This is a genomic window from Aeromicrobium sp. S22 (assembly GCF_009661045.1).
Lineage (GTDB): Bacteria > Actinomycetota > Actinomycetes > Propionibacteriales > Nocardioidaceae > Aeromicrobium > Aeromicrobium yanjiei.
Genome location: NZ_WJWV01000001.1, coordinates 632,380 through 658,438 on the forward strand (window position 1 = coordinate 632,380; position 26,059 = coordinate 658,438).

The following is a 26,059-nucleotide window of genomic DNA, read 5'->3' on the forward strand; positions in this document are numbered from 1 at the left end:
TGCCGTCACACCTGGTCCCCGACGCGGTCGTGCGTGGACGCGTCGCGGTGATCAGTGTAGGTGTACGGGTTGTCGAGGACCGTGGACTCCGGGATGTCGGGGTTCATGCCCTGCTGCCAGGCGTCCTCGCCCAACGTGGAGCGCAGGTACTCCACGCTCTCGTCGACTGCACGCCTCGCCTTGTCCAGGTCGACCCCCACGAGCTCGTGCTCGCTCTTGACGACCCGTCCGTTGACCAACACCGTGTGCACGTCGGCACGCTGCGCCTGGAACGCCACGTGCCCGTACGGGTTGAGGATCGGGAACATCGCGGGGGAGCGGTCGTTCTTGATCAGCACCACGTCGGCCTTCTTGCCGGGCTCCAGGCTGCCGACCGCGTGGTCGAGGCCGAGCGCCTGGCTGCCGCCGCGGGTCGCCCAGCGCACGACGTGCTCGGCGCGCAGGTGGCTGTGCGTCACCGTCTCCTCCTGGGCGTGCGCCTCGAGGTGCATGCGCGACCGGTCGGCGCCCAGGGTCGAGCGCATCGCGCTGAACAGGTCGGCGCTCCACCACACGCTCGTGTCCATCGACAGCGACACCGGGATGTCGTGCGCGCGCAGCACCCAGGTGGGGGGATATCCCTGCCCGGCGCTCTGCTCGCTCTCGGTCGCGACGGACACCGAGCCGCCGGTCGCCGCGATCCGCTGGTAGGAGTCGTGCTCCAGCGACGCGGAGTGCACGTACACCGTCTCGGGCGTCATGAAGCCGTGGTCGTGCATCAGGTGGATGCCCTCGTCGCTGGTCGCGCCCCACACCCCCGCGTGCGTCGTGACGGGGGCGCCCAGCTCGCGGGCCACCTCGAACGCCGCCTTCTCGGGGAAGTCCTTGTCGCCGGTGACGTCGAAGGCGATCTGGAAGCCGAGCATGTCGCCCTTGCCGTGCAGCCGTCGTGCGTGCAGGTCCTTGAACTCGGGGCTGGTGGCCCACTCCCACGGTCCGGCGTGGAGGTTGCCGTAACCGAACACGAAGCGGCCCGGGGTGTCCTCCAGGGCATCGATCGCGGCATCTGCGTGCTGGGGGGTGATCAGGCCGTGTGACCAGTCCGCGGTGGTCGTGACCCCTGCGTCGAGGGCCTCGAGCGCGCCCAGGATGTTGCCGGCGTAGACGTCCTCGGGGCGGAAGATCTTGCCGTGCTCGAGGTAGTACCAGACGAAGTACTGCGTCAGGGTCCAGTCCGCGCCGTAGCCACGCATCGCGGTCTGCCACATGTGACGGTGCGTGTCGATCATGCCGGGCATGACGATGCCGCCGCGCGCATCGATCTCGATCGTGCCGTCGGGCACCGCGAGCTGGGGGCCGACGGCCTCGATGCGCTCGCCGACCACCAGGAGGTCGGCATCGTCCAGCACCGTCCCGCTGTCGTCGAGCGTGAGGATCGTGGCACCGCGAAAGACGAGGGCGCGGTCGCCGACCGAGTCGGGCGTGATCGGCGTGGTGGAAGCGGTCATGGCAACCTCTCGAGCGGCAGCGGACGCCTGTCCGTTGCAGGAATGATCTGTCCATATTTCCTGTGGCCTGTATCACATGTCAAGGGGTGAGGCGCGAGAATTCCGTCTTGACAAGGGACGGGTTGTCGCGCACATTAAACGGACACTCGTCCGTTATCGAAGGGAACCCCATGGCAGCCAGTCCGTCCGGAGGGCCCTTGAGCGGCCTCGTCGTGGCCGACTTCTCCCGCATCCTCGCCGGCCCGTACGCCACGATGCTGTTGGCGGATCTCGGGGCGGACGTCATCAAGATCGAGGGCCCGCACGGTGACGACACGCGGACCTGGATGCCGCCGACCCGGGGGGACGAGTCCACCTACTACCTGAGCATCAACCGCAACAAGCGCTCGATCGCTCTCGACCTGCGCCAGGAGGAGGACCTCCACGTCGCGCGGGAGATCGCCGCACGGGCGGACATCATGGTCGAGAACTTCAAACCGGGCGGGCTCGCACGCTTCGGTCTGGACTACGAGACGGTCGCGGCCGGCAACCCCGAGCTGGTCTACGCCTCGATCAGCGGGTTCGGTGCGGGCGACGGCGCGCACATCCCGGGCTACGACCTGATGGTGCAGGCGATCTCGGGGCTCATGAGCCTCACCGGCTCGCCCGACGGGCCCCCGTACCGGGCGGGCATCTCGGTGTTCGACGTGATGACCGGGATGCACGCGTTGATCGGCATCCTGTCCGCTCTGCACGCGCGACAGTCCACCGGGCACGGGCAGCACATCGAGGTCAACCTGCTCTCGTCGGCGATGAGCGGGCTGGTCAACCAGACCGGCGCGTACGCCGCGGGGGACACCGTGCCGCACCGCATGGGCAACGCCCACCCGAGCCTGTTCCCGTACGAGCCGCTGCCGGCGTCAGACGGCGACATCGTGATCATCGCGGGCAACGACGGACAGTTCGTCAAGCTGTGTGCGGCCCTCGGGGCGCCCGAGCTCGCGGACGACCCGCGGTTCGCGACCAACCAGGACCGGACCGCCAACCGGGACGAGCTCCGGCCCCTGCTGGAGGCCCGGCTCGGGGAGCGGACCAAGGCTGAGTGGTTCGAGGCGCTCGTGCAGGCGGGAGTCGCGGCCGGACCGATCAACACGATCGCCGAGGGCGTCGAGTTCGCCCGGTCGCTGGGGCTCGACCCGGTGGTCGAGGTGGGCGAGGGCTCCGTGCCCAGCATCCGCAACCCGATCACGTTCTCCCGCGACGCAGCGCGCTACGACCTGGCGCCGCCCGACCTGGACCAGCACGGCGACGACATCCGCGCCTGGGCGAGGGGACCCCGATGACCGACTCCGTGCCGTCCTTCCCCACCTCGCTGGGTATGTCGACCACGTCCACGATCTCGCTGCTGGGACACGATCTCGGCACCGAGCTGATGGGACAGGTCGGGTTCAGCGAGATGGCGTTCTGGCTCGTGACCCAGCAGCGCCCCACGCCGGGCCAGGTCCGCGTGTTCGACGCCTGTCTGCTCGCCCTCGCCGACCACGGCTTCACCCCGACGGCGATCGCGGCCCGCATGACCTACCTGAGCGCGCCGGACTCCCTGCAGGGCGCTCTCGCAGCGGGCCTGCTGGGCGGGGGATCGCGCTTCCTCGGCGTCACCGAGGACTGTGGTCAGTTCCTCGACCGCGAGATCCACGCGCTCGAGACGCATCCGGGCACCGACGAGGAGTGGGACGCCGTGGCGCGGGACGTCGTCACCCGCGAACGGGCCCGCAAGGCCATCATCCCCGGCCTGGGGCACCCGGTGCACAAGGACGAGGACCCCCGGACCCCTGCGCTGGTGCGGATCGCTCAGGAGGAGGGGACCTACGGTCCTCACCTGCGGCTGTTCCTCGCGATCGGTCGGGTGCACCCCGAGATCCTCGGCCGGCGCCTCGTGCTGAACGGCGCGGGTGTCGTGGGGGCGGCGCTGGCGGACCTCGACCTGCCGGTCGAGCTGCTGCGGGGCTTCGCCCTGCTGGCGCGCACGGCCGGCCTGCTGGGCCAGATCGCAGAGGAGCGCCGGCGCCCCATGGCGATGGACGCCTACCTGCTGATCGAGAACAACGCCGTCTTTGTCGAACCCGAGAACGGAGAATCCGATGTTCGCGACTGAGGACAACATCACCGACCTGGCCACGCAGCGCTGGGGCACGGCCGAGTCTCCGCGGTTGGCCGAGCTGATGACGGGACTGGTCCAGCACCTGCACGACTTCGCGCGCGAGGTGAGGCTCACCGAGGACGAGTGGATGGCCGCGATGCAGTGGCTGACCCGGGCGGGCCAGATCAGCGACGAGAAGCGCGAGGAGCTCATCCTGGCCTCCGACGTCCTGGGCCTCAGCATGCTCGTGGTGCAGATGAACCACCGCTTCGACGATGCGGCGACACCGGCCACGGTGCTCGGGCCGTTCCACATCGACGGCTCGCCGACGGTCCCGTACGGCCACGACATGTCGGACGGGATCGAGGGGGTGCCGTTCTTCGTGACCGGCACGGTCAGGTCCGTCGACGGCTCACCGATCGCCGGTGCTGTGCTCGACGTGTGGCAGGCGGACGCCGACGGCCTGTACGAGTCCCAGATCGCCGATCTCGACGAGGCCCGCCTGAGGGCCAAGTTCGCGACCCGTGACGACGGGACCTACTGCGTGCGGAGCATCGTCCCGCTCGGCTACTCGATCCCGATGGACGGCCCGGTCGGTGACCTGATCTCGCGGACACAGATCGCGCACTACCGGCCCGCGCACATCCACTTCCTGCTCGAGGAGGACGGCTACGAGCGGCTCGTGACGCACATCTTCGAGGAGGGCACCCGCTACATCGACTCCGACGTCGTGTTCGGCACGAAAGAGGCGCTGATCACCCCGTTCACGACGCACGCGGGCGGCACGGCCCCCGACGGCACCTCCTTCGACCGTCCGTTCGTCACGGCGGAGTTCGACTTCGTGCTGCAACGGTCATGACCGAGACGCTCGACCTCGGACTGCTCGTCCTGAGGCTGCTGATCGCGCTGCTGCTCCTCGGCCACGCCGCCCAGAAGCTGCTGGGATGGTTCCGCGGGATGGGCGTGGCCGGGACCGGCACGCTGTTCGAGACGCTCGGCTTCCGCCCGGGACGTCCGATGGTGCTGATGGCCGGCGTGTCCGAGACCGTGGCCGCCACCCTTCTCGCGCTCGGGCTGCTCACCCCGCTGGGCGGGGCGGTGGCGATCGGCACCATGATCGTCGCGGCGGCCGCGAACTTCTCGAAGGGCCTGTGGGCGCACCTCGGCGGCTACGAGGTCGCGCTCGTGTACGCGTGCGTCGCGGCGGTCCTGGTGCTGACCGGACCCGGCGACCTCTCGCTGGACCACGCGCTCGGGTGGACGTACGACCGGTGGGTCCCGTGGGCTGCGATCGCGATCGGGGTGCTGGCGGCGGTCCCGGTGCTGGTCCGCAGGTCGGCAGGCATGCGGGCCGGGTGACCCATCCGGTCAGTCGGTGGGGCGGGCGTTCGAATCGGTCTGGACGACGATGGCCTCGGCCACCGCGTGCAGGCGCTTGTTCTCGTGCTGGGAGATCCGTTTGAGGAAGTCGAAGGCGGCATCGGAGCCGATGTCGAACTTCTGCATCAAGATGCCCTGGGCCTGCCCGATCGTGGTGCGCGAGTCGAGGGCGCTGGACAGGCCCTCGGCACGATCGGCCGCGGAATAGGCGGCCGTCGCGTGGGCCGCGAGCAGCTCGATGATCTGCTCGTCCGCCGGGGTGAACGCACTCGGCCGGTCCGCGTACACGTTGAGCGATCCGAAGCCGCGCTCGCGGGTGGCGAGCCGGACGCCGACGGTCGACCGGATCCCGAGCTCGGCACTGGCCGGCCCCCACTGGGGCCACCGCAGATCGCTTGCCACGTCATCGGAGCGATAGGTCGCGCGTCCCTTGATCGCATCGAGGCAGGGGCCCTGGTCGAAGGCCGCCTGCAGCTGGTGGGCCTGGTCGACCCGGGAGGACGTCGCGGAGGGGGTCTCGACCAGTTTCCGACTCCGCACGCGCATGATCCCGGCATCCTCGGCACCGACGGCCAGCCGGGCGTAGTGGCTGACACGGTCGAGCATCGTGGTGGGGTTGCCGTCCTGCTCCAGCTCGAGGGCCATGTCGGCCAGCATGCGTGCGACGTCCATGTGGTCTCCTCACTGATCTCGCCCCCCGTACCCGGGTTCGCCACCTTGAATCGAGGGTCAGTCGTCGGGGGTGCCGGCCCCGTCGCGGCGAAGCGCCCGACGGCACAGGTCGAGCGCCGTGTGGGTGTCGCGTCGGATCCGCCGGTAGGTCGGGAGTCCGCGGCGTGGGTCGCGCCGCCGCTCCATGAGGTCACCGATCAGGATGACGAGCGCAGTGGTCACGAGGGCGCTGAGCGCCAGGGCGATGAGCGTGTAGAGCATGAGGAACATCGGGGCCCCGATCAGCCGGGAGGCGGGAGTGGTGGCGGGCGCTCATGCCCGGGACGTCGACGGATCCTCCCCACGGGTGAAGAGGGGGAGGTGCTCGATGCGGCGCGACTGGACGCTCAACGACTTCATGGGTGCCTCCTCGGGTCGGCGGGTGGGGGACGTCTTCCGTCCTACCCAAGGCGTCCCCGCGGGGACAGGGTCCGAAGTCGGTTCGATCACACCCGGTTGAACTGTGCCGGGTAGGGGTACGCACCCCCCTGACGGAGCAACCAGCCGTCCACGGTTAGACATGAGCCGGTACCTGCGAACTCTCCAGGACGCGCCATGATCCAGACCATCCACGACGACGCTGACCTCTGCTCCCTCGTGGTCGACGCCCAGGTGGCGTCGGACCACGCCAGGCGAGAGCTGCTCGAGGGTGAGGTCATCACCCGCTGCCGGCCGCTCGCGTGGGGCATCGCCCACCGCTACGCCAACCGCGGCGCGGAGCTCGACGACCTCCGAGCCGTGGCCGACGCTGCGGTCCTCGGGGCGATACGCAGGTACGAGCCCGGCCGTGGATCGTTCCTGGGCTACGCCTCGGTCACGGTGCTCGGCGAGATCAAGAAGTACTTCCGGGACTCGTGCTGGACGATCCGCCCGACCCGCTCGGTCCAGGAGCTGCAGGCGCGCCTGTCGGCGGCAACGATTCACCTCCAGCACATGGACGGGGCCGCGTCCGTCGCGACTCTTGCCGAGCACCTCGGTGTCTCGCCCGCCGAGGTGCAGGAGGCCGCGGCGGCCCGCAGCTGCTTCACACCGACCTCGCTCGACGCGCCGGTGCCGGGCCATGACACCGCGGGCGGACTCGACGTCGCGGTCGAGGACGGCGGTTTCGTCCTCGCCGAGGAGCGCCTGGCCACGGCCGGGGCGTGCGCCGATCTGAGCCTGCAGGAGCGAGAGCTGCTCCGGCTGCGATTCTTCGAGGACCTGACGCAGCGCCAGATCGCCGACCGGCTGGGCAAGACCCAGGTCCAGGTCTCGCGCGAGCTGCGCCGCGTCCTGACGCGCCTGCGGCTCGCGATCGACGACATGGACGTCGAGCAGACGGCGAAGGCCGGATGACGGTGACGACGACTGCCACGAGGAGTCGCTGAGGGCGGCCGAGACGATCTCCTCCCACACCCCGGTCGGGCCTAGGCCCGACCGGGTTGCCCCCTGCCGAAAGTGGCAACTACTGCTTGGAATTGCAGAGAAAAAGATGTCTCAGGTCGCGTGGGGTCGGGTAGGTGGTCTCTACCGGGAGCACACAGCGCCCGAGACCCGAGGAGTCGTAGATGTTCACGCACCAGAAGGCACCCCAGTTCGCTGCGCGCCCTGAGGCGCCGGACCCCGCGTTCGCCCGGAAGTTCCAGGAGGTGCTGGGCGGCAAGTGGGGCGAGATGACCGTCGCGATGCAATACCTCTACCAAGGCTGGAACACCCGTCTGCCCGGCAAGTACAAGGACATGCTGATGGCGATCGGCACCGAGGAGCTCAGCCACGTCGAGATGATCGTCACCGCGATCGACCAGCTGCTCGACAAGGCGCCCCCGATGGCCGCCGATGACACCACGGGCTCGACGCAGGCGGCCGAGTTCGGTCACCAGAACCCGCAGCACACCATCGTCAACGGCGGCGGCGCCTACCCGCACGACAGCAACGGCATCCCGTGGTCAGGCGCGTACGTCACGGCGAGCGGCAACCTCATGGCCGACTTCCACCTCAACGTCACGGCCGAGATGCAGGGCCGGCTCCAGGTCGCTCGCCTGTTCCACATGACCGACGACCCGGGCATGAAGGACCTCATCCGCTTCCTCACGACGCGCGACCACATGCACCAGATGCAGTGGCTGTCGGCGATCGAGGAGCTCAAGGCCGACGGCCTCGACGGGCTGCCCGTCCCCGAGGCGTTCCCGCTGGAGGAGGAGTTCGACGAGTTCTCCCGCGTGTTCATCCAGGCCTCGGACGGCGAGGCCGCCACCGAGGGACGCTGGGCCAGCGGCCCGGCCCCCGACGGCCGCGGCGACTTCCAGAGCGCGCTGATCCAGGCACACGGCGAGCACACCGACTTGGCGCCGGGCGATCCCCGCCTGTACGGCACCAACCCGCTCATGGAGACCAGAGGCCTGATCGACAAGGCCAAGGACGCCCTGAAATGAGCCGGGTGGGCGACGGCTTCTTCAGCGTTCTCGTCACGACGCTCCTCGTGTCGCTGCTGCTCGCAGCCGGCGGCGTGGGGATCGTCATGGCGATCGCGCTCGCAGGATGCGGCGTCTACCGCGCTCGTTGCTCGCTCGCGCGACTGACGACGTACGAAGCCCGGCTCCGCTCACCCGTGGCCCACGGGTGAGGCACCACCACATCAACACGGAGGACGCATGACCACACCCTCGTACGGAGAGACCAACCCTCTCGCAACCAGCACAGATCTGCCGGAGTCCTCGTCGCCGATCGGTGACGAGCTCGCCCACGACACGGGTCTCACGTCCACGACCGGATCCGGGTCGTCGGCCAAGGAGACCGCGCAGGAGGCTCTCGGCAGCGCGTCCGAGCACGCCTCGAGCGTCGCGGACACGGCGATGGAAGAGGCGACCAAGGTCGCCTCGGAGGCCAAGGACAAGGCCGCCGACCTGCTGGCGGACCTCAAGAGCCAGGTCGACGAGCAGTCCAAGACCCAGCTGAAGGGTCTCGCGACCAAGCTCGGCGAGCTGGCCGACGAGCTCGACAGCATGGTCACCGGCTCGGATGCCAACGGCACCGTCACCGGCATCGCGCAGCAGCTTGCCGACAAGACCCACCAGCTCAGCGCACACCTGGAAGGTCGCCAGCCGATGGACCTGGTGGAGGACGTGCGTGGATTCGCCCGTCGCCGTCCGGCTGCCTTCCTCGCCGGCTCCGCCGTGGTCGGCGTCCTCGCAGGGCGTCTGACCCGCGGCGCGAAGGCCACGCCGGACTCCGGGTCGGCACCGACAGCGACGCCTGCGGCGACGCCGACGCCCGCCCCGACGTACGCGCCGCCGACCGGCGACCCCATCACCAGCTCGGACTTCGCGCCGGGCGGTCAGAACACCGGGGGCCGACAGTGACGGAGCAGACGCCGCCGACCGCCGAGGACCAGCGGTCGATCGGTGACATCGTCGGCGAGATCGCCTCGGACCTCAGCAACATGGTCCGTTCCGAGCTCGACCTGGCCAAGACCGAGGCCAAGGCCGAGGTCGCCAAGGCCGGCAAGGGGGCCGGGCTGCTCGGCGGAGCGGCCGTGGCGGGCTACTTCGCGCTGCTCTTCTTGTCGCTGTGCGTGATGTTCCTGCTCGGCGAGGGCATGGACCTGCAGTGGGCCGCCCTCATCGTGTTCGCCGTGTGGGCCATCGGCGCGGCGGTCCTCGCCGTGATGGGTCGCGCACAGATGAAGACCGTCAACCCGGCACTCGACCGGACTCAAGAAACCCTCAAGGAGGATGTCCAATGGGCAAAGAACCAGAAGTGATCGAGCAAGACATCGAGAGCACGCGTGAGGATCTGTCGCGCAACTTCGACGCCCTCGCCGACCGGGTCAGCCCGAGTCGGGTCGTGGGCCGTCGCGTCGACAGCGTCAAGGGCCGGATCACCGGTGCCAAGGACAGCGTGATGGGGGTGGCCGGCTCGGCGTCGGACGCCTCGGGGTCCGCGGTCGACAGCCTGTCGGACACGGCCGGCTCCGTCTCGCGCCGGACCGAGGGCAACCCCCTCGCCGCCGGACTCATCGCGTTCGGTGCCGGGTGGCTCGTCTCGTCGCTGCTGCCCGCCAGCAACGCCGAGGCCAAGCTCGCCAACCAGGCCGTCGACACCGCGAAGGAGCAGGGCCAGCCCCTGGTCGACCACGCGAAGTCGGTGGCCCAGGAGGTCGGCGACGACATGAAGGGGAAGGCCGCCGAGGCCGCCTCCGAGGTGAAGGACACGGCCACCCAGTCCGCCCAGCACGTCAAGGACGAGGGACAGTCGGCCGCCGAGGGCGTCCGCAACGACGTCTCGTAGTCACCACCGCCCACCCGCGTCGGCGACCGACAGGCATGGAAGTCGCCGACGCGGGTACGTGCGGAGCACCAACGACGACGAGGGTGTGGACGCATGGGGGACGAACTGTGGATCGGTGTGGTGCGGCATGGCGAGAGCACCGCGAACGTGGCAGCCACATCGGCGGCGCGTGACGGTCTCGACCTGATCGACGTCGCGGAGCGCGAGGCCGACGTGCCGTTGTCCGATCTCGGCCGGCGTCAGGCCGAGAGCCTCGCCCGGCGAATGCATGACCTGCCGACCGATGAGCGGCCCGATCTGGTGATCACCTCGCCGTTCCTGCGCGCGCGGCAGACCGCGGAGATCGCGATGGAGGGGCTCGGCGTCCCTCGTCGGGTCGACGAGCGGCTGCGCGACCGCGACCTCGGCGTGCTGGACCTGCACACCGCGCAGGGGATCCGTGCCTCCTTCCCGGCCGAGTCCGAGCGCCGCACCCGGCACGGCAAGTTCTACTACCGTCCGCCCGGCGGCGAGTCCTGGGCGGACGTGGCCCTGAGGCTTCGGGCCGTCCTCCGCGAGATCGAGCAGGACCACCCCGGAGGCCGGGTCCTGCTGTTCGCGCACGACGTCGTGGTGACCCTCGTCCGCTACGTCCTGGAAGACCTCGAGGAGCCCGAGCTGATCGAGGAGGCGGCCAAGTCGCCGATCGGCAATGCGTCCCTCAGCAGCTGGACCGGCGGCCGTGGCGCCTGGCGCCGCGAGACCTTCAACGACGTGTCGCACGTGCAGGACGACAGTGCAGCCGAACCCACCAAGGAGGATCCGGCCGATGAGCGATGACCAAGCAGTGACCCTCACCCCCGGACGGCTGCGGTCCTGGCCGCTGCCCCGTCCCGAGGGCGACAAGTCCTCCCGCGGCACGGTGCTCGTGCTGGGCGGCTCCCGCTCGACCCCCGGCGCCGTGCTCCTGGCCGGCATCGCCGCGCTGCGGGCCGGGGCCGGCAAGCTGCAGCTCGCGACGACCGAGAGCACCGCGGCGGCCCTCAGCATCGCGGTGCCCGAGGCGCTGGTCGTCGGCCTCCCCGAGACCGAGCGCGGGGCCGTGCGCGGTCAGATGGACGAGGAGCTCGAGGGCCTGGTCCGCGGCGCCGACGTGGTCCTGATCGGCCCGGGCCTGGTCGACATCGACGAGACCGGCGCCCTGCTCGAGGCGGTGATGGACGTGATCGAGCCCGACACCCGTCTGGTCGTCGACGCGTACGCCCTGGGAGCCCTGTCGCAGCGCCGCTCTCTGCTGCAGGGGCGCAAGGTCCACCCGGTGCTCACCCCGAACACCGGCGAGGGAGCGCGCCTGCTCGACCGCGACCTGAACGACGACCTCGACGAGGAGTCCATCGAGATCGCCCGCACGTACGACTGCGTGGTCTCCCTGTTCGGGCACGTCGCGGACCCGAGCGGCTCGGTGTGGCGCGAGGAGACCGCGGACTCGGGTCTTGGCACCTCCGGCAGCGGCGACGCGGCCGCAGGCGTGATCACCGGTCTGCTCGCCCGTGGTGCGGAGCCGGCGCAGGCGGCGAGCTGGGGCGTCTACGTGCACGCCGCCGCCGGCCAGCGGCTGTCCGTCCAGCACGGTCGCACGGGCTATCTCGCCCGCGAGATCGTCGACGGCATCGCTCCGATCCTGGCTGAGCTCGAGGGGTAGAGGTTACGCCGCGCGTCGAGGGGTAAGTCCCCACCCATGAGCGTCAACACTCGCATCATCAACACCTCGCCCGAGAACGTCTGGAACGTGCTGGCCGACGGCTGGACGTACCCGCTGTGGGTGGTGGGTGCCTCGCGCGTGCGTGACGTGGACGAGAGCTGGCCCGCCGTCGGCAGCCTGATCCACCACTCGGTGGGCGTCTGGCCCGCGCTGATCGACGACAACAGCGAGGTGCTGGAGGTCGACCCCCAGCGGATGATCCGGCTGCGGGCACGCGGCTGGCCGATCGGCGAGGCGGAGGTCGTCATCGAGCTCAAGCCCTCCGGTGCCCACACCGAGGTCGAGATCCGGGAGCAGGCCGTGGCCGGACCCGGAGTCCTCGTCCCCGAGCCGATCAAGGGCCTCACGCTCAAGTGGCGCAACACCGAGACGCTCCGCCGCCTCGCCTACATCGCGGAGAACCGCCCCGCGTCCTGACAAGGAGCACGGCATGAAGGCACTGACCTGGCAGGGCACCGAGAACGTCTCCGTCGAGGACGTCCCGGATCCGCGCATCGAGCAGCCGAACGACGCGATCATCAAAGTGACGTCGACGGCGATCTGCGGCTCGGACCTGCATCTGTACAAGGTGCTCGGACCGTATCTCCACCCTGGCGACGTGCTTGGACACGAGACGATGGGCATCGTGGAGGAGGTCGGCCCCGAGGCCGGTGACCTCCAGGTCGGTGATCGCGTGGTGGTGCCGTTCAACATCTCGTGCGGCCACTGCTGGATGTGCTCCCGCGGACTGTTCGCCCAGTGCGAGACGACGCAGAACACGCAGTACGGCAAGGGTGCGTCGCTGTTCGGATACACCGATCTGTACGGCGCGGTCCCCGGCGGCCAGGCCGAGTACCTGCGGGTGCCGCAGGCCCAGTTCGGGCCGATCAAGGTGCCCGACGAGGTGTCGGACGAGCGCTACCTGTATGTCTCGGACGTCCTGCCGACCGCTTGGCAGGCCTTCGCGTTCGCGGACGTCGCCGAGGGGCAGACTCTCGCCGTGTTCGGCCTTGGGCCGATCGGGCAGATGACCGCCCGCATCGCGAAGGACGCCGGCGTGCGGGTCATCGGGATCGACCGGGTGCCCGAGCGACTGGAGCTGGCCCGTCAGTGGGGTTTCGACGTCATCGACCTCGACGCTGTCGACGATGTCCCGTCCGCAGTCCTGGACCTGACAGACGGCCGCGGGGCCGACGGGACCGTCGACGCCGTCGGCATGGAGGCGCACGGCAACCCGGTGGCGGAGAAGGCGATCGCCGCCGCAGGGATGCTTCCCTCGGCGGTCGCCAAGCCGGTGATCGACCGGCTCGCGATCGACCGGGTGGCAGCCTTGACGGCAGCCATCAAGTCCGTGCGTCGCGGCGGCACGGTCTCGGTCAGCGGCGTCTACGGCGGCGAGATCGACCCGATGCCGATGATGGAGATGTTCGACCGCGGCATCACGATGCGGCTGGGCCAGTGCCACGTGAAGCGGTGGACCGACGACATCGTCAAGGTCCTGCAGAAGGACGCCGACGTGCTCGGCACCGAGTCGCTGGCGACGCACCGCCTGCCGCTGGCCGAGGCGGCCGGCGCGTACGAGATGTTCCAGAAGAAGCAGGACGGCTGCATCAAGGTCGTGCTCAAGCCATGACGACCGGTCCGCGCGTCATCCTCGTCACCGGGGCCTCGAGCGGCTGCGGCCGCGCCACGGCCCTGCGGGCTGCGGACGCAGGCGACCACCTGGTGCTCGTCGCCCGGGGGGCCGGTTCCCTCGAGGAGGTCGCGGCCGAGTGCCGGTCGCGCGGGGCCGCATCGGCCATGGTGGTGCCGACCGACGTGGGGGACGACGTCGCCGTCGCCGCCTGCATCGAGCAGGTGCAGCAGGCCCACCCGGTCCTCGACGCGGTCATCCACTGCGCCGGGGTGGTCGCGTACGGCCGCACCGAGGAGGTGCCCGCGGATGTCTTCGACGGGGTGGTGCGCACCAACCTGACCGGCTCGATCAACGTCGCCCGCCACGTGCTGCCGGTGCTGCGTCGGCAGGAGGCCGGGACGTTGGTGGTGCTTGGCTCGGTGATCGGGCACATCGGCGTCCCCTCGATGAGCCCCTACGTCCTCAGCAAGTGGGGGGTCCGGGCGCTGGCCCGCCAGCTGCAGCTGGAGAACCGTGACCTGCGCGACGTCCACATCGCGTACGTCTCCCCGGGCGGCGTCGACACTCCGATCTACCAGCAGGCGGCGGCGTACGACGGATTCCTCGGCCGACCGCCCCCGCCGGTGTCCTCGCCCGAGAAGGTCGCCCGGGTCGCCCTGCGACAGCTGGACCACCCGCGCGCCCGGACCCAGGTCAATCTGTCCAACAGGGTGATGCAGCTGGGCTTTTCCGGGATGCCGGCGCTCTACGACCTGATGGTCGGCCCGCTGTTCCGGCTGGCGGCCACCGACCGCACGTCGCCGGTGGCCCCGACAGAGGGCAACGTCCTGCAGTCCCGCGAGGCGGGCAACGGCCTCACCGGGTCGCTCGGCAACCCCATCGCCGGGATCGCCCGCAACGCGGTCGCCCTGGCCAGATCGGTCACCGGGAGGGCCGCATGAGCACAAGCTACGACGCGGTCGTCATCGGGGCCGGCCCCAACGGGCTGGTCGCAGCCAACCACCTGATCGACCAGGGCTGGTCGGTCGTCGTCCTGGAGGCGCAGGCGGAGGTCGGCGGCGCGGTCAAGAGCTCGCGCGACGTCCACCCCGACTTCGTCCACGACACCTTCAGCGCGTTCTATCCGCTGGCCCACGCCTCCCCGACGATCCGCTCGTTCGACCTGGAGGACCACGGTCTGCGCTGGCGGCACTCCCCGGCCGTGCTGGGTCACCCGCTGCCCGACGGCAGCTGGGCGATGCTGCACCGCGACCGGACGGTGACCGCGGACCTCTTCGAGCAGGCCCATCCCGGGGACGGCGATGCCTGGCTCGAGCTGTGCGGGCAGTGGGACCGCATCGGCGACCAGATGGTCAAGGCCCTGCTGTCGCCGTTCCCGCCCGTGCGTCACGGCGTCGGTGCGCTGGCCCGGCTCCGCAGCGTGGGTGGCCTCGACTTCGTCAAGACGATGCTGACTCCCGCGAGCGATCTCGGTCGAGCGCGCTTCGGTGGCGTCGGCCCCCGCCTGATCATCGCGGGCAACGCCGGCCACGCCGACATCCCGTTGAACGCCCCCGGCTCTGGCCTCATGGGCGTCCTGATGTCGATGCTCGGGCAGACCGTCGGGTTCCCGGCCCCCGAGGGCGGCGCGGGCGGGCTCGCCCACGCCCTGGCGCGACGCTTCGAGTCGTTGGGCGGCGAGATCGTGCTCTCGGCCGAGGCGACCAGGATCCAGGTGACCGACCGGCGCGCCACTGCCGTCTTCGCCGCCGGCGAGCGGTACGTCGCCCGCCGCGCAGTCGTCGCCGACGTCGTGGCACCTCACCTCTACGGCGGGCTCGTCATCGACGAGGACCTCCCGGCGCGGACCATGAAGTCGATGCGCTCGTTCGAGCTCGACCCCGGGACGGTCAAGGTCGACTGGGCGCTGGACGGACCGGTCCCATGGGCGTCCCGCCCGCCCCACGACCCCGGCACGTTCCACGTCGCGGACTCCGTCGAGCAGATGACCGAGGCGCTCGGCCAGGTGTCCGCACGTGTCATCCCGGCGAACCCGTTCATGCTCGCGGGGCAGATGACCACGACGGACCCGTCGCGCTCACCCGCCGGCACCGAGTCGCTGTGGGCGTACACCCACGTCCCGCAGGACACCCTCGCCGATGGCGGCGACGAAGGCATCCGGGGCACGTGGGACCGAGACGACTGCGAGCGCTTCGCCGACCGCATGCAGGCGCGCATCGAGCGACTCGCGCCGGGCTTCGGCAGCAAGATCCTCAGCCGACGGGTCATGGGTCCGCACGAGCTGGAGCACGCGGACGCCAACCTGATCGGTGGTGCCATCAACGGCGGGACCTCGCAGCTCCACCAGGAGCTGGTCTTCCGCCCGGTGCCGGGCCTCGGCCGCGCAGAGACCCCCATCCGCGGGCTGTATCTCGGCTCGGCCTCAGCGCACCCGGGCGGAGGCGTGCACGGCGGGCCGGGGATGAACGCTGCCCGTGCCGCGCTGGCGCACTCGCGCGTCCGGCGGGCGACAGGCGGACTGCTGCGCTGACGTGGGTCAGGCTCGAGCAGCAGGGTCGACGTGAACGGCCACCGCGCGGGTGGGGCGTTCGGCCCAGACGTGTGCGATGACGTCCCGGTCGACGCTGTGGGCGAAGCGTCGGACGGACAGTCCCGCCTCCATGACCTGCCGCTCGAGCCGGGTGTCCCACGGGACCACGGCGAGCGGCCTCCCGTCGTGGCCCACGACCCATATCTCGACCGCGGGAAACTCGTTGACCGGGCCCGGCACCCATGGGATCTGCGCGAAGGAGCTGATGGTGTGCGCAGGGATCGTCGCGAAGAGCCGACCACGTCGTCGTACGTGGAGGTTCCCGTTGGTGAGGACGGATCGGGCGGGCAGGAGGTTGACCACCGACCAACCCGTCGGGACCGCGGGGCTGTTGTCGCGGTCGTCGCCGTGCAGAAAGTTCGTGAGCCGGCTCGCCGTCTCGAGCTCGGTGCGGGGCAGGCCGGAGTGCTGGCCGTCCGTCTCGGCGTCTGCTGCGCGCTTGATGCGCCTGCCTCGCTGGCGCCGCGGTCGGGGACGCTCGTTCTGCTCAACCATGTGCCCGCTCCTGACGACGACGCCGAGGTGTTGCAGTTGCTTGGTGCCTGTCACGGTCTGACTTTCGCACACGCACATGGTCACAGCGGGCGGATGTGTGCACAGCGGGCCCCACGGATCCTGGTACGGACTGGTGGGTCCGTGTATCCGCGGTCCGGCTCGGGTCAGGCCGCGACGTACTCCATCTCGATGGAGGGCGTCGGTGGGTAGAGCTCGATGACGAGCGGCTCGGGTGGCGGTTGCGGTGGGCTGGTCGACCAGTGGAGCAGGCCGTGGCCCTTGAGGTTGTGGTGTCTTCGGCACAGCGGTCCCATGTTGTCTCCGGTCGTCGGACCGGCCGGGTGGGGTATTCGGTGGTCGAGATCGCACCGCTCCGACGGCACCCTGCAGCCGGGCGCTTGGCACACACCGTGGAGGAACTGCAGAGCGAGAGCGAGGGTGTCGGGGGCGAACCTGCCCACATATTCGTGGGCCAGGACGTCGTCGGTGACCGGGTCGACGACGATGCGATGCCAGAAGGTGCTCCCGCTCGCGATCACCTCCGCGAGCCAAGGGGCGGGGACGGCCCAGCAGCCGTCGGTGGACTCCGCGAACCCCGGTGTCGCACCTGCGAGGACGTCGGCCGCGACGGTGACCGCAATGTTCGCGTCAACCGCTGATGTGACGGCCTCGGAGTCCGTGCACCAAGCAGCCAGCAGGTCGGCTTCGCGCTGGGTCACGGTGCGGTCGTCGTCGGGGTCGGCCGGTTTGCGTGCTTCTTTGCGAAGGCGGGCTTCGATGGCGGCTGCCTGATGGGAGGGCAGGTATGCGTTGAGCCACGCCATCGAGTCGTCCCCGTGAGCCACGGACACGTGCCGGTCGGCGCGCTCGGTGTCGGCTCGTTCGGTGGCCAAGTCAGCCTCGACGCGTAGCACGAAGCGCCGCAACCATTGCCGCAGCTCGGTGCCGGTGTGGGAGGTGGCGTAGCCGATGACCCGCCTCTCAAGTCGGGCGATGGACTCATCGCGATGCAGCTTCTCGATGGTCGCGCTGATGTCACGGACCCGGGAGAAGTCGATCAACCCGTCGACAAACGCAGCCCACACCTGCGGAGTTTTCTCGCGCACCCGGTCGGCGATCGACAGCCGTAGGTGGATCTGCGCCTCGGACATCCCGGTGGCCTCGCCGATTGTCAGCGCGATCGCGGATCGCTCGATCTTGCGCCGCAGCGACGACTCGATCAGTGCAGTGCGGGCCATCTCCGCGTCGCGATAGTCGACCATCCGGCCGATCGCGTACGCCTCGGCTCGGGCCTGCCAGCGCACGACGTCGGACAGGTCCTCTGTCGTCGGTGCTGTGCTGGTGGCCATACCTCAAACCTAGGGGTGCCCACTGACACTCCTTCCTGCGACTGCAGGGTCTTTCAACACGGTGTGGACCCAGAGATCCTGCGGCCCCACCTCCGATTTGTCATCCGTTGCGGCCGGGACTTTAGCCTCCCGGGACACGTGGCCGGAGGCCTCTGGTGACTCCGCCACCGGGTGCGGAGGCTTCTCCTAGGAAACCCCCATGCCCATCTAGGCAATCGAGGAACCATGGCCGCGGACTCAGCCACCGTCATCCATCCCTTGCGTCTCGAGGGAAACCTGGACCAGGCGAGTCGGGCGCTCTGGCTGGTCAAGTGGCTCCTGCTCATCCCGCACTACATCGTGCTGTTCTTCCTGTGGCTGACAGTCGGCGTGTTCACCGTCCTGGCCTTCTTCGCGATCCTGGTGACGGGGAGATACCCGCGTGCGCTCTTCGACTTCAACGTCGGGGTGCTCCGTTGGTCCTGGCGCGTGAGCTTCTACGGGTACGGGGCGTTGGGGACCGACCGCTACCCACCGTTCTCGCTGCGTGACGACCCCAGCTATCCCGCGCGTCTGGTGCTGCCGCGACCCGAGCGCCTCTCCCGCGGCCTCGTCCTGGTCAAGTGGTGGTTGCTCGCGATCCCGCACTACCTGGTGGTTGGGCTCTTCGTCGGCGTCGGGACCTACTCCACCGACAGCGACCTTCCGTGGACTCCCCAGGTGGGGCTCATCGGGGTGCTGGTCCTGGTGGCAGCCGTGGTCCTGCTCTTCCGTCGTCACTATCCCGCGGGAATCTTCGACTTCGTCATGGGCCTGCACAGGTGGGTCTACCGGCTCGCCGCCTACGTCCTGCTCATGACCGACCGCTACCCCCCGTTCGCGCTCGACCAGGGCGGCACTGAGCCCGAGCCCGAGCCCGAGCACGTGGATGCGGCGTCAGCTGCCGTAACGGCCGAGGGGGAGCATGACGGGGGGAGGACGAAGGACTGGACCCTCCCCAAGGTGCTCTCAGCAGTCGCCGGGTCAGTCGCCCTCGCCACGAGCCTGGCCCTCTTCGCAGGCGGCGCCGCGCTGGCCGTCCTCGATGTGAGCCTCGAGGACGACGACGAGTTCTTGATGAGCGACACCAAGGTGCTCACGAGCTCGGCTGCCGCGATCACCTCCGAGAACCTCGACCTGGGCGACGGGCCCGAGAGCGTCCTCCCGGACAACATCCTGGGTGAGACGAAGCTCGAGGTGCGCTCGCTCACGGGCCGTGACCTCTTCGTCGGGGTGGGGCCCACCGACGAGGTCCGGCGCTACCTTGCCGACGTCCCGTACGACACCTTCGTCGACCTGCACGACGGCAAGCCGGTCTTCCGCCACCGAACCGGAACCGTCCTCCCGGCTCCGCCGCAGTCGCAGGACTTCTGGGACGCCACCGCCAGCGGGTCGGGGCGGCTCGACCTGACGTGGAAACCCTCCGGCGGTGACTGGACCTTCGTGGTGATGAACGCCGACACCAGGCCGGCCGTCGCGGTGGACGCGTCGATCGGCGCGAAGTTCCCGATCATTGCAGTGATCGGCGTCTCGCTCTTCGCAGCGGCAGCGGTCTGCTTCATCATCGGGGTCATCCTCATCGCGATACCCCTCGTGCTCCTCGCGCGGAGAAGGCGCACCTGACCGAGTTCACGTCTTGGTGAGATCCTCCGCGAGCATGACGAGGATGCCGCTGGGGCCGCGGACGTAGGAGAGCTTGTAGATGTCCCGGTAGGTAGCCACGCCCCGCAGCGGATGGCAGCCGTGGCGCGCAGCGATCTCGAGGGCTGCGTCGATGTCATCGACCGAGAAGGCGACGCGGTGCATGCCTATCTCGTTGGGTTGGGTGGGCTCGGTCTCGATCGCGTCGGGATGGATGTACTCGAAGAGCTCGAGCCGGCCTTCGCCGTCCGGCGTCTGAAGCAGGGCGATCCTGGCATGGTTGCCGTCGAGACCGACGGCAGTGTCAGCCCAGTCTCCATTGACGGTGTCACGGCCCAGGACGGTGAGCCCCAGGTCCGTGAAGAAGGCGATCGCCGCCTCGAGATCGCGGACGGCAATGCCGACGTTCTCCAGCCGGATGGGCATACGCGGCACCTTACTCACGCGCGCGTAGGATCCGTAGGTGCTCAGAGCTGATGTCGCTGCTGCGTACGACGCGCGCGCGAACGAATACATCGCGAAGCTGGGCTCACTCGAACAGATGGCGCCGCAGGATCGACAGACGATAGAAGCCTGGCGTGACGCCACGGCCGGGCGCATCCTGGACGCCGGGTGCGGGCCTGGGCACTGGACGGACCTGCTCTCGGCCCACGGACAGCGGGACGTCATAGGCGCCGATGCGTCGGAACGCTTCGTGTCATCGGCTCGCGAGCGGTTCCCGCACGTCAGCCTCTTCGTCGCGGATCTTGCTGCGTTGCCCATTGCGACGGCGTCCCTCGGCGGAGTGCTCGCGTGGTTCTCGATCATCCATGCCGCCCCGGAGAACGTCCCGGAGACGTTGGCCGAGTTCGCCCGGGTCCTGGAGCCTCGGGGATCCCTGTTGCTCGGCTTCTTCGACGGCGACGTCGTCGAGCCGTTTGATCACGCTGTGACAACGGCCTACTACTGGTCTGCCGCTGCGCTCAGTGAGCTGCTTGTGCGCCACGGCTTCGTCGTGAAGCACGTGGCAGCGCGCCAGGATCACGGAGTCCGACGGCAGGGGCATATCGTCGCCACCTTGGATCGCTGAGGCATCTCAGCGCTCGGTCAGACCTGTCGCGATGGTCTTCAGTTCCGCCAGGACTGCCTTCACCGTGGCGCGTTCGAGCGTCTCTGCTCGGGCGAGGCAATCGATGTGTCGGCCGAGGCCAGGATTGGACAACGGCCGGAGCACCAGGTCTGGATGGCTGCCGAGGTCGCTGGTGTACCGAGGCATGAGCGCGATGCAGCCGCTGGCGGACACCACCGCGGCGGCCACGAGGAACTCGTTGATCCGGTGCATGATGCGTGCCTCGTTGCCGCCGACGCCCGCGATCACGGTGATGGCCTGTTCCAGTGGGAACCCCTCGTGCACGGCGACCCATGTCTCATCGCCGAGATCCGCTGGCTCGATCGCGGACATCGCTGCCAGGCGGTGGTCGCGACGCACGACGATGTCCAAGGGTTCGAACAGGAGTGGTTCTGCACGCACCGATGTCGGCCACGCCGGGGAGCCGACAAGTCGATGCGCGAGGACCAGGTCGTGATCGGCCGTGAGCGAGGGAAAGTCATCCTGAGCCACGTCGAAGTCGCTCAGCCTGACGTTCGGCTTGTTGGGACCGTGCAGCGCCGTGATCAGCGGCGCGAACAGCGCTAGACCGGCGCTGTGGAAGGCTGCCACCGAAACGGTGCCGGAGCGGTCGTCGTGAAACCGTGCCACGGCCTGATCGGCGCGCTCGAGCGCCACCTCTACGTCGATCGCCGCCGCCGCGAGGGCACGTCCGGCGTCGGTCAGTGCTGTCCGCCGGCCGTCCCTGTACGTCAGCGGGGCGGGCGAGCGTCGTTGCAGCGCACTGATCTGTTGCGAGATTGATGACGGGCTGACGCGCATGGCGGCTGCCACGGCGGCGATGCTGCCTCGGTCACCCAACTCTCTCAAAGCTCGAAGTTGGCCCAATTCCATTAGCCCAAACTAAACCATCGGTCACAGAATCGCTGTCTGGTCTAATCCGTCGCTGGGCAAGACGATGATCTGGTGCACCTAACTGTCTCTCGTTTCCGCGTCGACCTGCTCCTCTTCCTGGTTGCCGCCTCGTGGGGATCGACGTATCTCGTAGCCAAGGAACTGGTGACCCCGAGTTCGGTGATGGCGCTTCTGGCCCTGCGGATGCTCCTCGCCGCCACCGTCATGGGGACGATCGTGGCGATTCGGCGCCGCCGGGTGACCGCAGCCGAGCTGCGTGCAGGTGTCTTCCTCGGAGCGCTGCTGGCCAGCGTGTTTGCCTTTGAGACCTTTGGGATCGCTCACACCTCGGCCACGAACGCCGGACTGATCATCAGCCTGACGATCGTGTTCACTCCGATCCTCGACTCCTTTGTCTCCGGCCGGCGGTTGCCGCGCACGTTCCTCCTTGCCGCCACGACCGCCGTCATCGGGGTCGCACTTCTCGCCGGAAACGGTGCACTCCGCCCCCCGAACCTCGGCGACCTGCTGATCCTTGGGGCGGCAGTCGTCCGAGCTGTCCACGTCACGGGGATGCCCAAGCTCGCGGCCGACCGGCCGATGGACACCCTTCACCTCACGGCTGTGCAACTGGCCACGTGTGCGGTGATCTTCTCCGCGGCGTCGGTGGTCCACGGGGACTCGATCCCGCAGTACGCCGCGCAGCTCGACTTCGTACGAGTCACGCTTTTCCTCTATCTGGTGCTGGTGTGCACGGTCTTCGCCTTCTTCGTTCAGATCTGGGCAGTGCGGCTCACCTCGCCGTCCAGGGTCAGCCTGCTACTTGGCACCGAGCCCATCTGGGCCGCCATCATCGGCATCACAGTGGCCAACGACAACCTGACCCAAGCCGGCTATTGCGGCATCGGCCTGATCCTCGCCGGCACCGCCTGGGGCCGGTCCGTCGAGCAGAAGCACCGACTCCGTGGCCAGACGCCCGACGCCAGGTGCCCGGGAGTTGTGACCTCGGCCTAGAACGGTCCTCACACTGTGGCGTTGTGACGACGAACAAGTCGGTACAGCACACACTTCACACGCAGCGGCGATGGGCGCCCCTGATGGCATTCGCGGGGATATGACGTAGGGCGGCTCCGGCTGCCATAGGCGGGATTGCCTCATGAGTCAGTGGAACGCAGGACATCCACGATGAGGGCTTGAGGCAACTTCAGCTACCGTTACCCCTCATCTTCAGTCGGCTACGCGACGGAACATGAGGGTTTGCGGCAGCTCCAGCAACCGGTTTCCCTCATCGTGGCAACCAGCCGCGACACGTCGCGCCGCGGACCACCCGGCGCCGCTGCGATCTGGGCGAAATGTTGCGCCGCCAAGAGCCGTGCGCCAGCCTCTACTCACACGATCGGGGGGCGTCCATGGGGAAAGAGCGGCTGTCGATGGGCCGGTTGGTCGAGCACCTGCTGCTCAGCGCCTCCTTCTTCTTTGTCCTGGGGGCTCTCGGCACGTGGAACATGCCGTTCTGGCAGGAAGCGTTCGCGGTGGTGGCAGTTGCCGTGGGCTGGTTGACCGTGATGGGTGTCGGGCTGCTCGTCCTCCAGCGCGTACGGCACGGAGTGTGGAGACGCGAACGTGTGACGCGTCGGGGGCGCGACGAGGGGTAGTGCGGACGGCACCGACGCCGTCAGTAGCGCGTCGTCCCTGCGATCGCCTGCCGGACTCGTCGATCCGAAATAGTCTTCGGAGGCGTCGGGTCGCGGGTTTCGCGCTCGACGGCCGGTCGCACGACGCACGAGGGGACGGGGCAGTCGTGACTCGCAAGCGGACGTGGTGGCAGCGCTGGGTGTACGACGCCGAGGGGGCGCGCGAGCGCCGGGAGGAGCGCGTCTTCACCAATAGCGCATGGTTCGGGCTGGGATTTGTGGTCCTGGGGGCTCTCAACGCGTTCGGGAGCCTCTCTGTCGGCGCCAATCTGTTTTCGTACGTTCTGCCGACGTGGCTCATGATCTTCGGCGGACTGCGCGTGTGGCGCGGCATCAGGCGCTGGCGCGCGGGTGGCGAGTTCAACCTGCCGGGCTCACCGGGCCCCGTCCTTCGCTCCCCACCTCCGCACCAGCGCGGGGAATGACAAACCCCGCTGGGCCTGACGCAGAAACGTCAGGCCCAGCGGGGTTCGATCCACTCAGGCCGGGAAGCGCTCCCAGACGCGGTGGGCGCCGAGCAGCGTGATCACGTTGGCCACGACGTCAGCCGCGTCATCACCGATGTAGACGCCGGCCGGCGCTGCGGGCAGGCCGCTGGCCTCGAGAACCTCGGCGGCGTCACCCCAGCCACCGAGCGCCTTGCCGTGCCGGTACGCCTCCTGGACCATGAGCGCGACGCGCGGGTCCAGGATGCCGACGCTCGGTGCAGCGCCCTTGGCGTCGACGGCCGGGTTCGCGTCCAGGCCGGGGAGGGGAGCGCCGGCCAGCAGGATCGTGTCGAGCTCGATCGAGCGGACGGTGAGGAAGGTCCGCTGCACCGGGATCGGGTCACCGGACCCGTCGGTCAGCATGCCGCCCTTGGACGCCACCACGAGCGGCACCATGCCGGCCGCGAAGATGGCGTCACGCGCGGTGCGGACGTCGCTCAGGTCCTGCAGGCCGTCGGGGACGACGATGCCGACGAGCCGTCCGTCGATCGGCCAGGTGCCGCCGATCTGGGACAGCGCCGGGCTGGGCGTCTCGTCGGTCAGGGCGATGGTCGGCTCCGGCGCGGGCAGGCCCAGACCGGCAGCCACCGTCGCGCACAGCTCGGCGTCGATGTTGGCCAGCGCCTGCAGCTGACGCTCCTTGATCGCCTGCTCGTAGCACTTGCCGAGCTCGAACGTGTACGCCTGCGCGACGTGCGCCTGCTCCACCGCGGTGAGGCTCCGGTAGAACAGCCGCGTCTGGCTGTAGTGGTCGTCGAACGTCGCGGGGTTCTCCCGCACCTTGACCGAGGCCTCGACCGGCTGGGGCACGTCGATGAAGCCGCTCATGTCCTCGCCGGCGAGGAACGGGCAGCCGCCGTCGAGCGAGTTCGGCTTGTAGGGCGCGATCCCCGTGTGGACCGCGTCCTGGTGGAAGCCGTCACGCAGCATGTCGTTGACCGGCGCGTGGGGCCGGTTGATCGGGATCTGGTTGAAGTTCGGCCCGCCGAGACGGGTCAGCTGCGTGTCGAGGTAGGAGAACAGGCGCCCCTGGAACAGCGGGTCGTCGGTCGCGTCGATGCCGGGCACGAAGTGACCCGCGTGGAACGCCACCTGCTCGGTCTCGGCGAAGTAGTTGCCCGGGTTGGCGTTGAGCGTCATGGTGCCGATGACCTGCACCGGAGCCAGCTCCTCGGGGATGATCTTTGTGGAGTCGAGCAGGTCGATGCCCGCGAACATCTGCTCGGGGGTGTCGGGGAACACCTGCACGCCGAGGTCCCACTCGGGGTGCGCACCGGCCTCGATCGCGTCGGCGAGGTCACGGCGGTGGAAGTCCGGGTCGACGCCCGCAGCGATCTGGGCCTCCTCCCACGTCAGGGAGTGGACGCCGAGACGCGGCTTCCAGTGGAACTTGACCAGCGTGGTCGCGCCCTCGCCGTTGACGAGCCGGAACGTGTGGACGCCGAAGCCTTCCATCATCCGGTACGAGCGCGGGATGCCGCGGTCGGACATGTTCCACATCGCGTGGTGCTGGGCCTCGGTGTGCAGCGAGACGAAGTCCCAGAAGGTGTCGTGGGCGCTCTGCGCCTGCGGGATCTCGACGTCCGGGTGCGGCTTGCCGGCGTGGATGACGTCGGGGAACTTGATCGCGTCCTGGATGAAGAACACCGGGATGTTGTTGCCGACGAGGTCGAAGTTGCCCTCGGTCGTGTAGAACTTCACGGCGAAGCCGCGGGTGTCACGCACCGTGTCGGCCGATCCCCGGGAGCCGAGGACGGTCGAGAAGCGGGTGAACACCGGCGTCGTCGCGCCCTCCGCGAGGAAGGCGGCCTTGGTCAGCTCGGACGCAGCGCCGTTGGAGCGGAAGACGCCGTGCGCTGCCGCGCCACGGGCGTGGACCACGCGCTCGGGGATGCGCTCGTGGTCGAAGTGCATGATCTTCTCGCGCAGGTGGTGGTCCTGCAGCAGGACCGGGCCGCGGGGTCCGGCCTTGAGCGAGTGGTCGGTGTCGCGCAACGGCACGCCGGTCGCCGTCGTCAGGTGCGCGCCCTGCTGGGCGGCCGCGAGCTCGCCGTCCTTGGACGGGGCGCCGGTCGGCGAGTGGGGGATGGGGCCGTGCTGCGCGGGCTTGGGCGGCAGCGGCTCGCGGGGCTCGGTGGGCTCCTCGAGGCTGGGAGTGCCGCTGCCCGGGGTGCCGGGGATGAGGTCCTTCGGCGCCATGGCCGCCTTGACCTCGTGCGCCACCTCTCCCGCGAGGTCCCGTGCCTTGCCTGCCAGGCCCTTGCTGTCGTTCTCGCTCATGCTGCTCCCTTGTCGTGCGTACGTGCGTTGAGTGACGAGGTACCCGACAAGGGAGCCGCGCAAACCCGACTCAGTCGCTCGGCGGCGCTTCCGCCGGGTTCGGATGGGTCACCGGGTTGCCCTCGACCTCCGGATCGTTGGGCTGGTGGTCCGGATCGCCGGGACGCGGGGTGGCGAGGGGGCGGTCGGGTGAGGTGCTCATCA

30 protein-coding genes are annotated in these 26,059 nt (G+C 69.4%); 21 read left to right on the forward strand and 9 right to left on the reverse strand.

Going from position 1 to position 26,059, the window contains the following annotated elements:
* Positions 1 to 5: 5 nt before the first annotated feature.
* Positions 6 to 1,487, reverse strand: coding sequence for an amidohydrolase family protein (locus GEV27_RS03110; protein ID WP_153933449.1), 1,482 nt, complete (start codon positions 1,485 to 1,487; stop codon positions 6 to 8).
* Between the two features lie 170 nt (positions 1,488 to 1,657).
* On the opposite strand from GEV27_RS03110, the gene GEV27_RS03115 reads away from it, so the two are divergent.
* From GEV27_RS03115 to GEV27_RS03130, 4 genes are read left to right on the forward strand one after another with little or no spacing between them, the layout of a single operon-like run.
* Positions 1,658 to 2,809, forward strand: a complete 1,152-nt coding sequence (locus tag GEV27_RS03115) for a CaiB/BaiF CoA-transferase family protein (RefSeq protein ID WP_153933450.1) — start codon at positions 1,658 to 1,660, stop codon at positions 2,807 to 2,809.
* Positions 2,806 to 3,621 (forward strand): citryl-CoA lyase, encoded by an 816-nt coding sequence (locus tag GEV27_RS03120; protein WP_153910022.1) that lies wholly within the window; start codon positions 2,806 to 2,808, stop codon positions 3,619 to 3,621. The genes GEV27_RS03115 and GEV27_RS03120 overlap by 4 nt, the downstream gene beginning before the upstream one ends.
* A complete protein-coding gene (locus GEV27_RS03125) occupies positions 3,608 to 4,465 on the forward strand; it encodes a dioxygenase (RefSeq protein WP_153910023.1) in 858 nt (285 codons plus the stop codon). The genes GEV27_RS03120 and GEV27_RS03125 overlap by 14 nt, the downstream gene beginning before the upstream one ends.
* Positions 4,462 to 4,965, forward strand: coding sequence for a DoxX family protein (locus GEV27_RS03130; protein WP_153933451.1), 504 nt, complete (start codon positions 4,462 to 4,464; stop codon positions 4,963 to 4,965). Before GEV27_RS03125 ends, GEV27_RS03130 begins: the two co-directional genes overlap by 4 nt.
* 9 nt (positions 4,966 to 4,974) lie before the next feature.
* Here GEV27_RS03130 and GEV27_RS03135 read toward each other — a convergent pair whose 3' ends face one another.
* Entirely contained in the window at positions 4,975 to 5,658 is a 684-nt protein-coding gene (locus tag GEV27_RS03135; protein WP_153654457.1) for a GAF and ANTAR domain-containing protein, read from the reverse strand.
* A 57-nt stretch (positions 5,659 to 5,715) separates the two neighbouring features.
* Positions 5,716 to 5,928 (reverse strand): hypothetical protein, encoded by a 213-nt coding sequence (locus tag GEV27_RS03140; RefSeq protein WP_153910026.1) that lies wholly within the window; start codon positions 5,926 to 5,928, stop codon positions 5,716 to 5,718.
* A 324-nt stretch (positions 5,929 to 6,252) separates the two neighbouring features.
* Here GEV27_RS03140 and GEV27_RS03145 point away from each other — a divergent pair, with 324 nt between their 5' ends.
* The 12 genes from GEV27_RS03145 to GEV27_RS03200 all read left to right on the forward strand — a co-directional run bounded on the left by GEV27_RS03145 (position 6,253) and on the right by GEV27_RS03200 (position 15,849).
* Positions 6,253 to 7,032, forward strand: a complete 780-nt coding sequence (locus GEV27_RS03145) for a sigma-70 family RNA polymerase sigma factor (RefSeq protein ID WP_153654455.1) — start codon at positions 6,253 to 6,255, stop codon at positions 7,030 to 7,032.
* A gap of 212 nt (positions 7,033 to 7,244) precedes the next feature.
* Positions 7,245 to 8,108, forward strand: coding sequence for a manganese catalase family protein (locus tag GEV27_RS03150; RefSeq protein ID WP_153933452.1), 864 nt, complete (start codon positions 7,245 to 7,247; stop codon positions 8,106 to 8,108).
* Positions 8,105 to 8,299 (forward strand): hypothetical protein, encoded by a 195-nt coding sequence (locus GEV27_RS03155; protein WP_153654453.1) that lies wholly within the window; start codon positions 8,105 to 8,107, stop codon positions 8,297 to 8,299. Before GEV27_RS03150 ends, GEV27_RS03155 begins: the two co-directional genes overlap by 4 nt.
* Positions 8,300 to 8,327: 28 nt before the next feature.
* Positions 8,328 to 9,035 (forward strand): hypothetical protein, encoded by a 708-nt coding sequence (locus GEV27_RS03160; protein WP_153654452.1) that lies wholly within the window; start codon positions 8,328 to 8,330, stop codon positions 9,033 to 9,035.
* Positions 9,032 to 9,436 carry a phage holin family protein gene (locus tag GEV27_RS03165; protein WP_208430735.1) on the forward strand — a complete coding sequence of 135 codons (405 nt, stop codon included), beginning with the start codon at positions 9,032 to 9,034 and terminating at the stop codon, positions 9,434 to 9,436. The genes GEV27_RS03160 and GEV27_RS03165 overlap by 4 nt, the downstream gene beginning before the upstream one ends.
* Complete coding sequence (locus tag GEV27_RS03170) at positions 9,433 to 9,963, forward strand: DUF3618 domain-containing protein (protein ID WP_309222003.1); 531 nt, start codon at positions 9,433 to 9,435, stop codon at positions 9,961 to 9,963. Before GEV27_RS03165 ends, GEV27_RS03170 begins: the two co-directional genes overlap by 4 nt.
* A 93-nt stretch (positions 9,964 to 10,056) precedes the next feature.
* Positions 10,057 to 10,782, forward strand: a complete 726-nt coding sequence (locus GEV27_RS03175; RefSeq protein ID WP_153933454.1) for a histidine phosphatase family protein — start codon at positions 10,057 to 10,059, stop codon at positions 10,780 to 10,782.
* Positions 10,772 to 11,644, forward strand: a complete 873-nt coding sequence (locus GEV27_RS03180) for an NAD(P)H-hydrate dehydratase (RefSeq protein WP_153654449.1) — start codon at positions 10,772 to 10,774, stop codon at positions 11,642 to 11,644. The genes GEV27_RS03175 and GEV27_RS03180 overlap by 11 nt, the downstream gene beginning before the upstream one ends.
* Before the next feature lie 36 nt (positions 11,645 to 11,680).
* Complete coding sequence (locus GEV27_RS03185) at positions 11,681 to 12,121, forward strand: SRPBCC domain-containing protein (RefSeq protein WP_153654448.1); 441 nt, start codon at positions 11,681 to 11,683, stop codon at positions 12,119 to 12,121.
* A gap of 13 nt (positions 12,122 to 12,134) precedes the next feature.
* The gene (locus tag GEV27_RS03190; RefSeq protein WP_153933455.1) at positions 12,135 to 13,316 is read left to right on the forward strand and encodes a zinc-dependent alcohol dehydrogenase; all 1,182 of its coding nucleotides are present in this window, start codon (positions 12,135 to 12,137) and stop codon (positions 13,314 to 13,316) included.
* Positions 13,313 to 14,260: an SDR family oxidoreductase gene (locus GEV27_RS03195; RefSeq protein ID WP_153654446.1), complete on the forward strand. Its 948-nt coding sequence runs from the start codon at positions 13,313 to 13,315 to the stop codon at positions 14,258 to 14,260. The genes GEV27_RS03190 and GEV27_RS03195 overlap by 4 nt, the downstream gene beginning before the upstream one ends.
* Entirely contained in the window at positions 14,257 to 15,849 is a 1,593-nt protein-coding gene (locus tag GEV27_RS03200; protein ID WP_153933456.1) for an NAD(P)/FAD-dependent oxidoreductase, read from the forward strand. Before GEV27_RS03195 ends, GEV27_RS03200 begins: the two co-directional genes overlap by 4 nt.
* Positions 15,850 to 15,855: 6 nt before the next feature.
* Here the strand turns inward: GEV27_RS03200 and GEV27_RS03205 are convergent, their stop codons facing one another.
* Together GEV27_RS03205 and GEV27_RS03210 are read right to left on the reverse strand one after the other, a co-directional pair.
* On the reverse strand, positions 15,856 to 16,404 hold the full coding sequence (locus GEV27_RS03205; RefSeq protein ID WP_153910032.1) for a hypothetical protein: 549 nt from the start codon (positions 16,402 to 16,404) through the stop codon (positions 15,856 to 15,858).
* Positions 16,405 to 16,568: 164 nt separating this feature from the next.
* Positions 16,569 to 17,753 (reverse strand): HNH endonuclease signature motif containing protein, encoded by a 1,185-nt coding sequence (locus GEV27_RS03210; RefSeq protein WP_153933457.1) that lies wholly within the window; start codon positions 17,751 to 17,753, stop codon positions 16,569 to 16,571.
* 225 nt (positions 17,754 to 17,978) lie between these two features.
* Between GEV27_RS03210 and GEV27_RS03215 the strand changes: the two genes are divergently transcribed.
* A complete protein-coding gene (locus GEV27_RS03215) occupies positions 17,979 to 19,394 on the forward strand; it encodes a DUF4389 domain-containing protein (protein WP_153933458.1) in 1,416 nt (471 codons plus the stop codon).
* Positions 19,395 to 19,400: 6 nt separating this feature from the next.
* On the opposite strand, the gene GEV27_RS03220 is transcribed toward GEV27_RS03215, so the two are convergent.
* On the reverse strand, positions 19,401 to 19,838 hold the full coding sequence (locus tag GEV27_RS03220; protein WP_153933459.1) for a VOC family protein: 438 nt from the start codon (positions 19,836 to 19,838) through the stop codon (positions 19,401 to 19,403).
* 37 nt (positions 19,839 to 19,875) lie between these two features.
* On the opposite strand from GEV27_RS03220, the gene GEV27_RS03225 reads away from it, so the two are divergent.
* Positions 19,876 to 20,481, forward strand: a complete 606-nt coding sequence (locus tag GEV27_RS03225) for a class I SAM-dependent methyltransferase (RefSeq protein ID WP_309222004.1) — start codon at positions 19,876 to 19,878, stop codon at positions 20,479 to 20,481.
* A 6-nt stretch (positions 20,482 to 20,487) separates the two neighbouring features.
* Here the strand turns inward: GEV27_RS03225 and GEV27_RS03230 are convergent, their stop codons facing one another.
* Positions 20,488 to 21,393: a LysR substrate-binding domain-containing protein gene (locus tag GEV27_RS03230; RefSeq protein WP_153933460.1), complete on the reverse strand. Its 906-nt coding sequence runs from the start codon at positions 21,391 to 21,393 to the stop codon at positions 20,488 to 20,490.
* Positions 21,394 to 21,465: 72 nt separating this feature from the next.
* On the opposite strand from GEV27_RS03230, the gene GEV27_RS03235 reads away from it, so the two are divergent.
* The 3 genes from GEV27_RS03235 to GEV27_RS03245 all read left to right on the forward strand — a co-directional run bounded on the left by GEV27_RS03235 (position 21,466) and on the right by GEV27_RS03245 (position 23,512).
* Entirely contained in the window at positions 21,466 to 22,407 is a 942-nt protein-coding gene (locus GEV27_RS03235; RefSeq protein WP_153933461.1) for a DMT family transporter, read from the forward strand.
* Positions 22,408 to 22,802: 395 nt separating this feature from the next.
* Complete coding sequence (locus GEV27_RS03240; RefSeq protein ID WP_153933462.1) at positions 22,803 to 23,048, forward strand: hypothetical protein; 246 nt, start codon at positions 22,803 to 22,805, stop codon at positions 23,046 to 23,048.
* Between the two features lie 146 nt (positions 23,049 to 23,194).
* Entirely contained in the window at positions 23,195 to 23,512 is a 318-nt protein-coding gene (locus GEV27_RS03245; protein ID WP_153933463.1) for a hypothetical protein, read from the forward strand.
* A gap of 54 nt (positions 23,513 to 23,566) precedes the next feature.
* Here GEV27_RS03245 and GEV27_RS03250 read toward each other — a convergent pair whose 3' ends face one another.
* Both GEV27_RS03250 and GEV27_RS18010 read right to left on the reverse strand, forming a co-directional pair.
* On the reverse strand, positions 23,567 to 25,855 hold the full coding sequence (locus GEV27_RS03250) for a catalase (protein WP_153654432.1): 2,289 nt from the start codon (positions 25,853 to 25,855) through the stop codon (positions 23,567 to 23,569).
* A 70-nt stretch (positions 25,856 to 25,925) separates the two neighbouring features.
* Entirely contained in the window at positions 25,926 to 26,057 is a 132-nt protein-coding gene (locus GEV27_RS18010) for a hypothetical protein (RefSeq protein WP_255489025.1), read from the reverse strand.
* Positions 26,058 to 26,059 lie beyond the last annotated feature (2 nt).

Excerpts from the sequence above, each read along its gene's own strand:
- GEV27_RS03185 (WP_153654448.1), top strand. The coding sequence starts at position 11,681 with ATGAGCGTCAACACTCGCATCATCAACACCTCGCCCGAGAACGTCTGG.
- GEV27_RS03150 (WP_153933452.1), top strand. The coding sequence starts at position 7,245 with ATGTTCACGCACCAGAAGGCACCCCAGTTCGCTGCGCGCCCTGAGGCG.
- GEV27_RS03135 (WP_153654457.1), bottom strand. The coding sequence starts at position 5,658 with ATGGACGTCGCACGCATGCTGGCCGACATGGCCCTCGAGCTGGAGCAG.
- GEV27_RS03110 (WP_153933449.1), bottom strand. The coding sequence starts at position 1,487 with ATGACCGCTTCCACCACGCCGATCACGCCCGACTCGGTCGGCGACCGC.
- GEV27_RS03190 (WP_153933455.1), top strand. The coding sequence starts at position 12,135 with ATGAAGGCACTGACCTGGCAGGGCACCGAGAACGTCTCCGTCGAGGAC.
- GEV27_RS03145 (WP_153654455.1), top strand. The coding sequence starts at position 6,253 with ATGATCCAGACCATCCACGACGACGCTGACCTCTGCTCCCTCGTGGTC.
- GEV27_RS03220 (WP_153933459.1), bottom strand. The coding sequence starts at position 19,838 with ATGCCCATCCGGCTGGAGAACGTCGGCATTGCCGTCCGCGATCTCGAG.
- GEV27_RS18010 (WP_255489025.1), bottom strand. The coding sequence starts at position 26,057 with ATGAGCACCTCACCCGACCGCCCCCTCGCCACCCCGCGTCCCGGCGAT.
- GEV27_RS03115 (WP_153933450.1), top strand. The coding sequence starts at position 1,658 with ATGGCAGCCAGTCCGTCCGGAGGGCCCTTGAGCGGCCTCGTCGTGGCC.
- GEV27_RS03175 (WP_153933454.1), top strand. The coding sequence starts at position 10,057 with ATGGGGGACGAACTGTGGATCGGTGTGGTGCGGCATGGCGAGAGCACC.
- GEV27_RS03250 (WP_153654432.1), bottom strand. The coding sequence starts at position 25,855 with ATGAGCGAGAACGACAGCAAGGGCCTGGCAGGCAAGGCACGGGACCTC.
- GEV27_RS03130 (WP_153933451.1), top strand. The coding sequence starts at position 4,462 with ATGACCGAGACGCTCGACCTCGGACTGCTCGTCCTGAGGCTGCTGATC.
- GEV27_RS03180 (WP_153654449.1), top strand. The coding sequence starts at position 10,772 with ATGAGCGATGACCAAGCAGTGACCCTCACCCCCGGACGGCTGCGGTCC.
- GEV27_RS03155 (WP_153654453.1), top strand. The coding sequence starts at position 8,105 with ATGAGCCGGGTGGGCGACGGCTTCTTCAGCGTTCTCGTCACGACGCTC.
- GEV27_RS03205 (WP_153910032.1), bottom strand. The coding sequence starts at position 16,404 with ATGGTTGAGCAGAACGAGCGTCCCCGACCGCGGCGCCAGCGAGGCAGG.
- GEV27_RS03160 (WP_153654452.1), top strand. The coding sequence starts at position 8,328 with ATGACCACACCCTCGTACGGAGAGACCAACCCTCTCGCAACCAGCACA.
- GEV27_RS03200 (WP_153933456.1), top strand. The coding sequence starts at position 14,257 with ATGAGCACAAGCTACGACGCGGTCGTCATCGGGGCCGGCCCCAACGGG.
- GEV27_RS03210 (WP_153933457.1), bottom strand. The coding sequence starts at position 17,753 with ATGGCCACCAGCACAGCACCGACGACAGAGGACCTGTCCGACGTCGTG.
- GEV27_RS03125 (WP_153910023.1), top strand. The coding sequence starts at position 3,608 with ATGTTCGCGACTGAGGACAACATCACCGACCTGGCCACGCAGCGCTGG.
- GEV27_RS03240 (WP_153933462.1), top strand. The coding sequence starts at position 22,803 with ATGGGGAAAGAGCGGCTGTCGATGGGCCGGTTGGTCGAGCACCTGCTG.
- GEV27_RS03195 (WP_153654446.1), top strand. The coding sequence starts at position 13,313 with ATGACGACCGGTCCGCGCGTCATCCTCGTCACCGGGGCCTCGAGCGGC.
- GEV27_RS03230 (WP_153933460.1), bottom strand. The coding sequence starts at position 21,393 with ATGGAATTGGGCCAACTTCGAGCTTTGAGAGAGTTGGGTGACCGAGGC.
- GEV27_RS03140 (WP_153910026.1), bottom strand. The coding sequence starts at position 5,928 with ATGTTCCTCATGCTCTACACGCTCATCGCCCTGGCGCTCAGCGCCCTC.
- GEV27_RS03215 (WP_153933458.1), top strand. The coding sequence starts at position 17,979 with ATGGCCGCGGACTCAGCCACCGTCATCCATCCCTTGCGTCTCGAGGGA.
- GEV27_RS03120 (WP_153910022.1), top strand. The coding sequence starts at position 2,806 with ATGACCGACTCCGTGCCGTCCTTCCCCACCTCGCTGGGTATGTCGACC.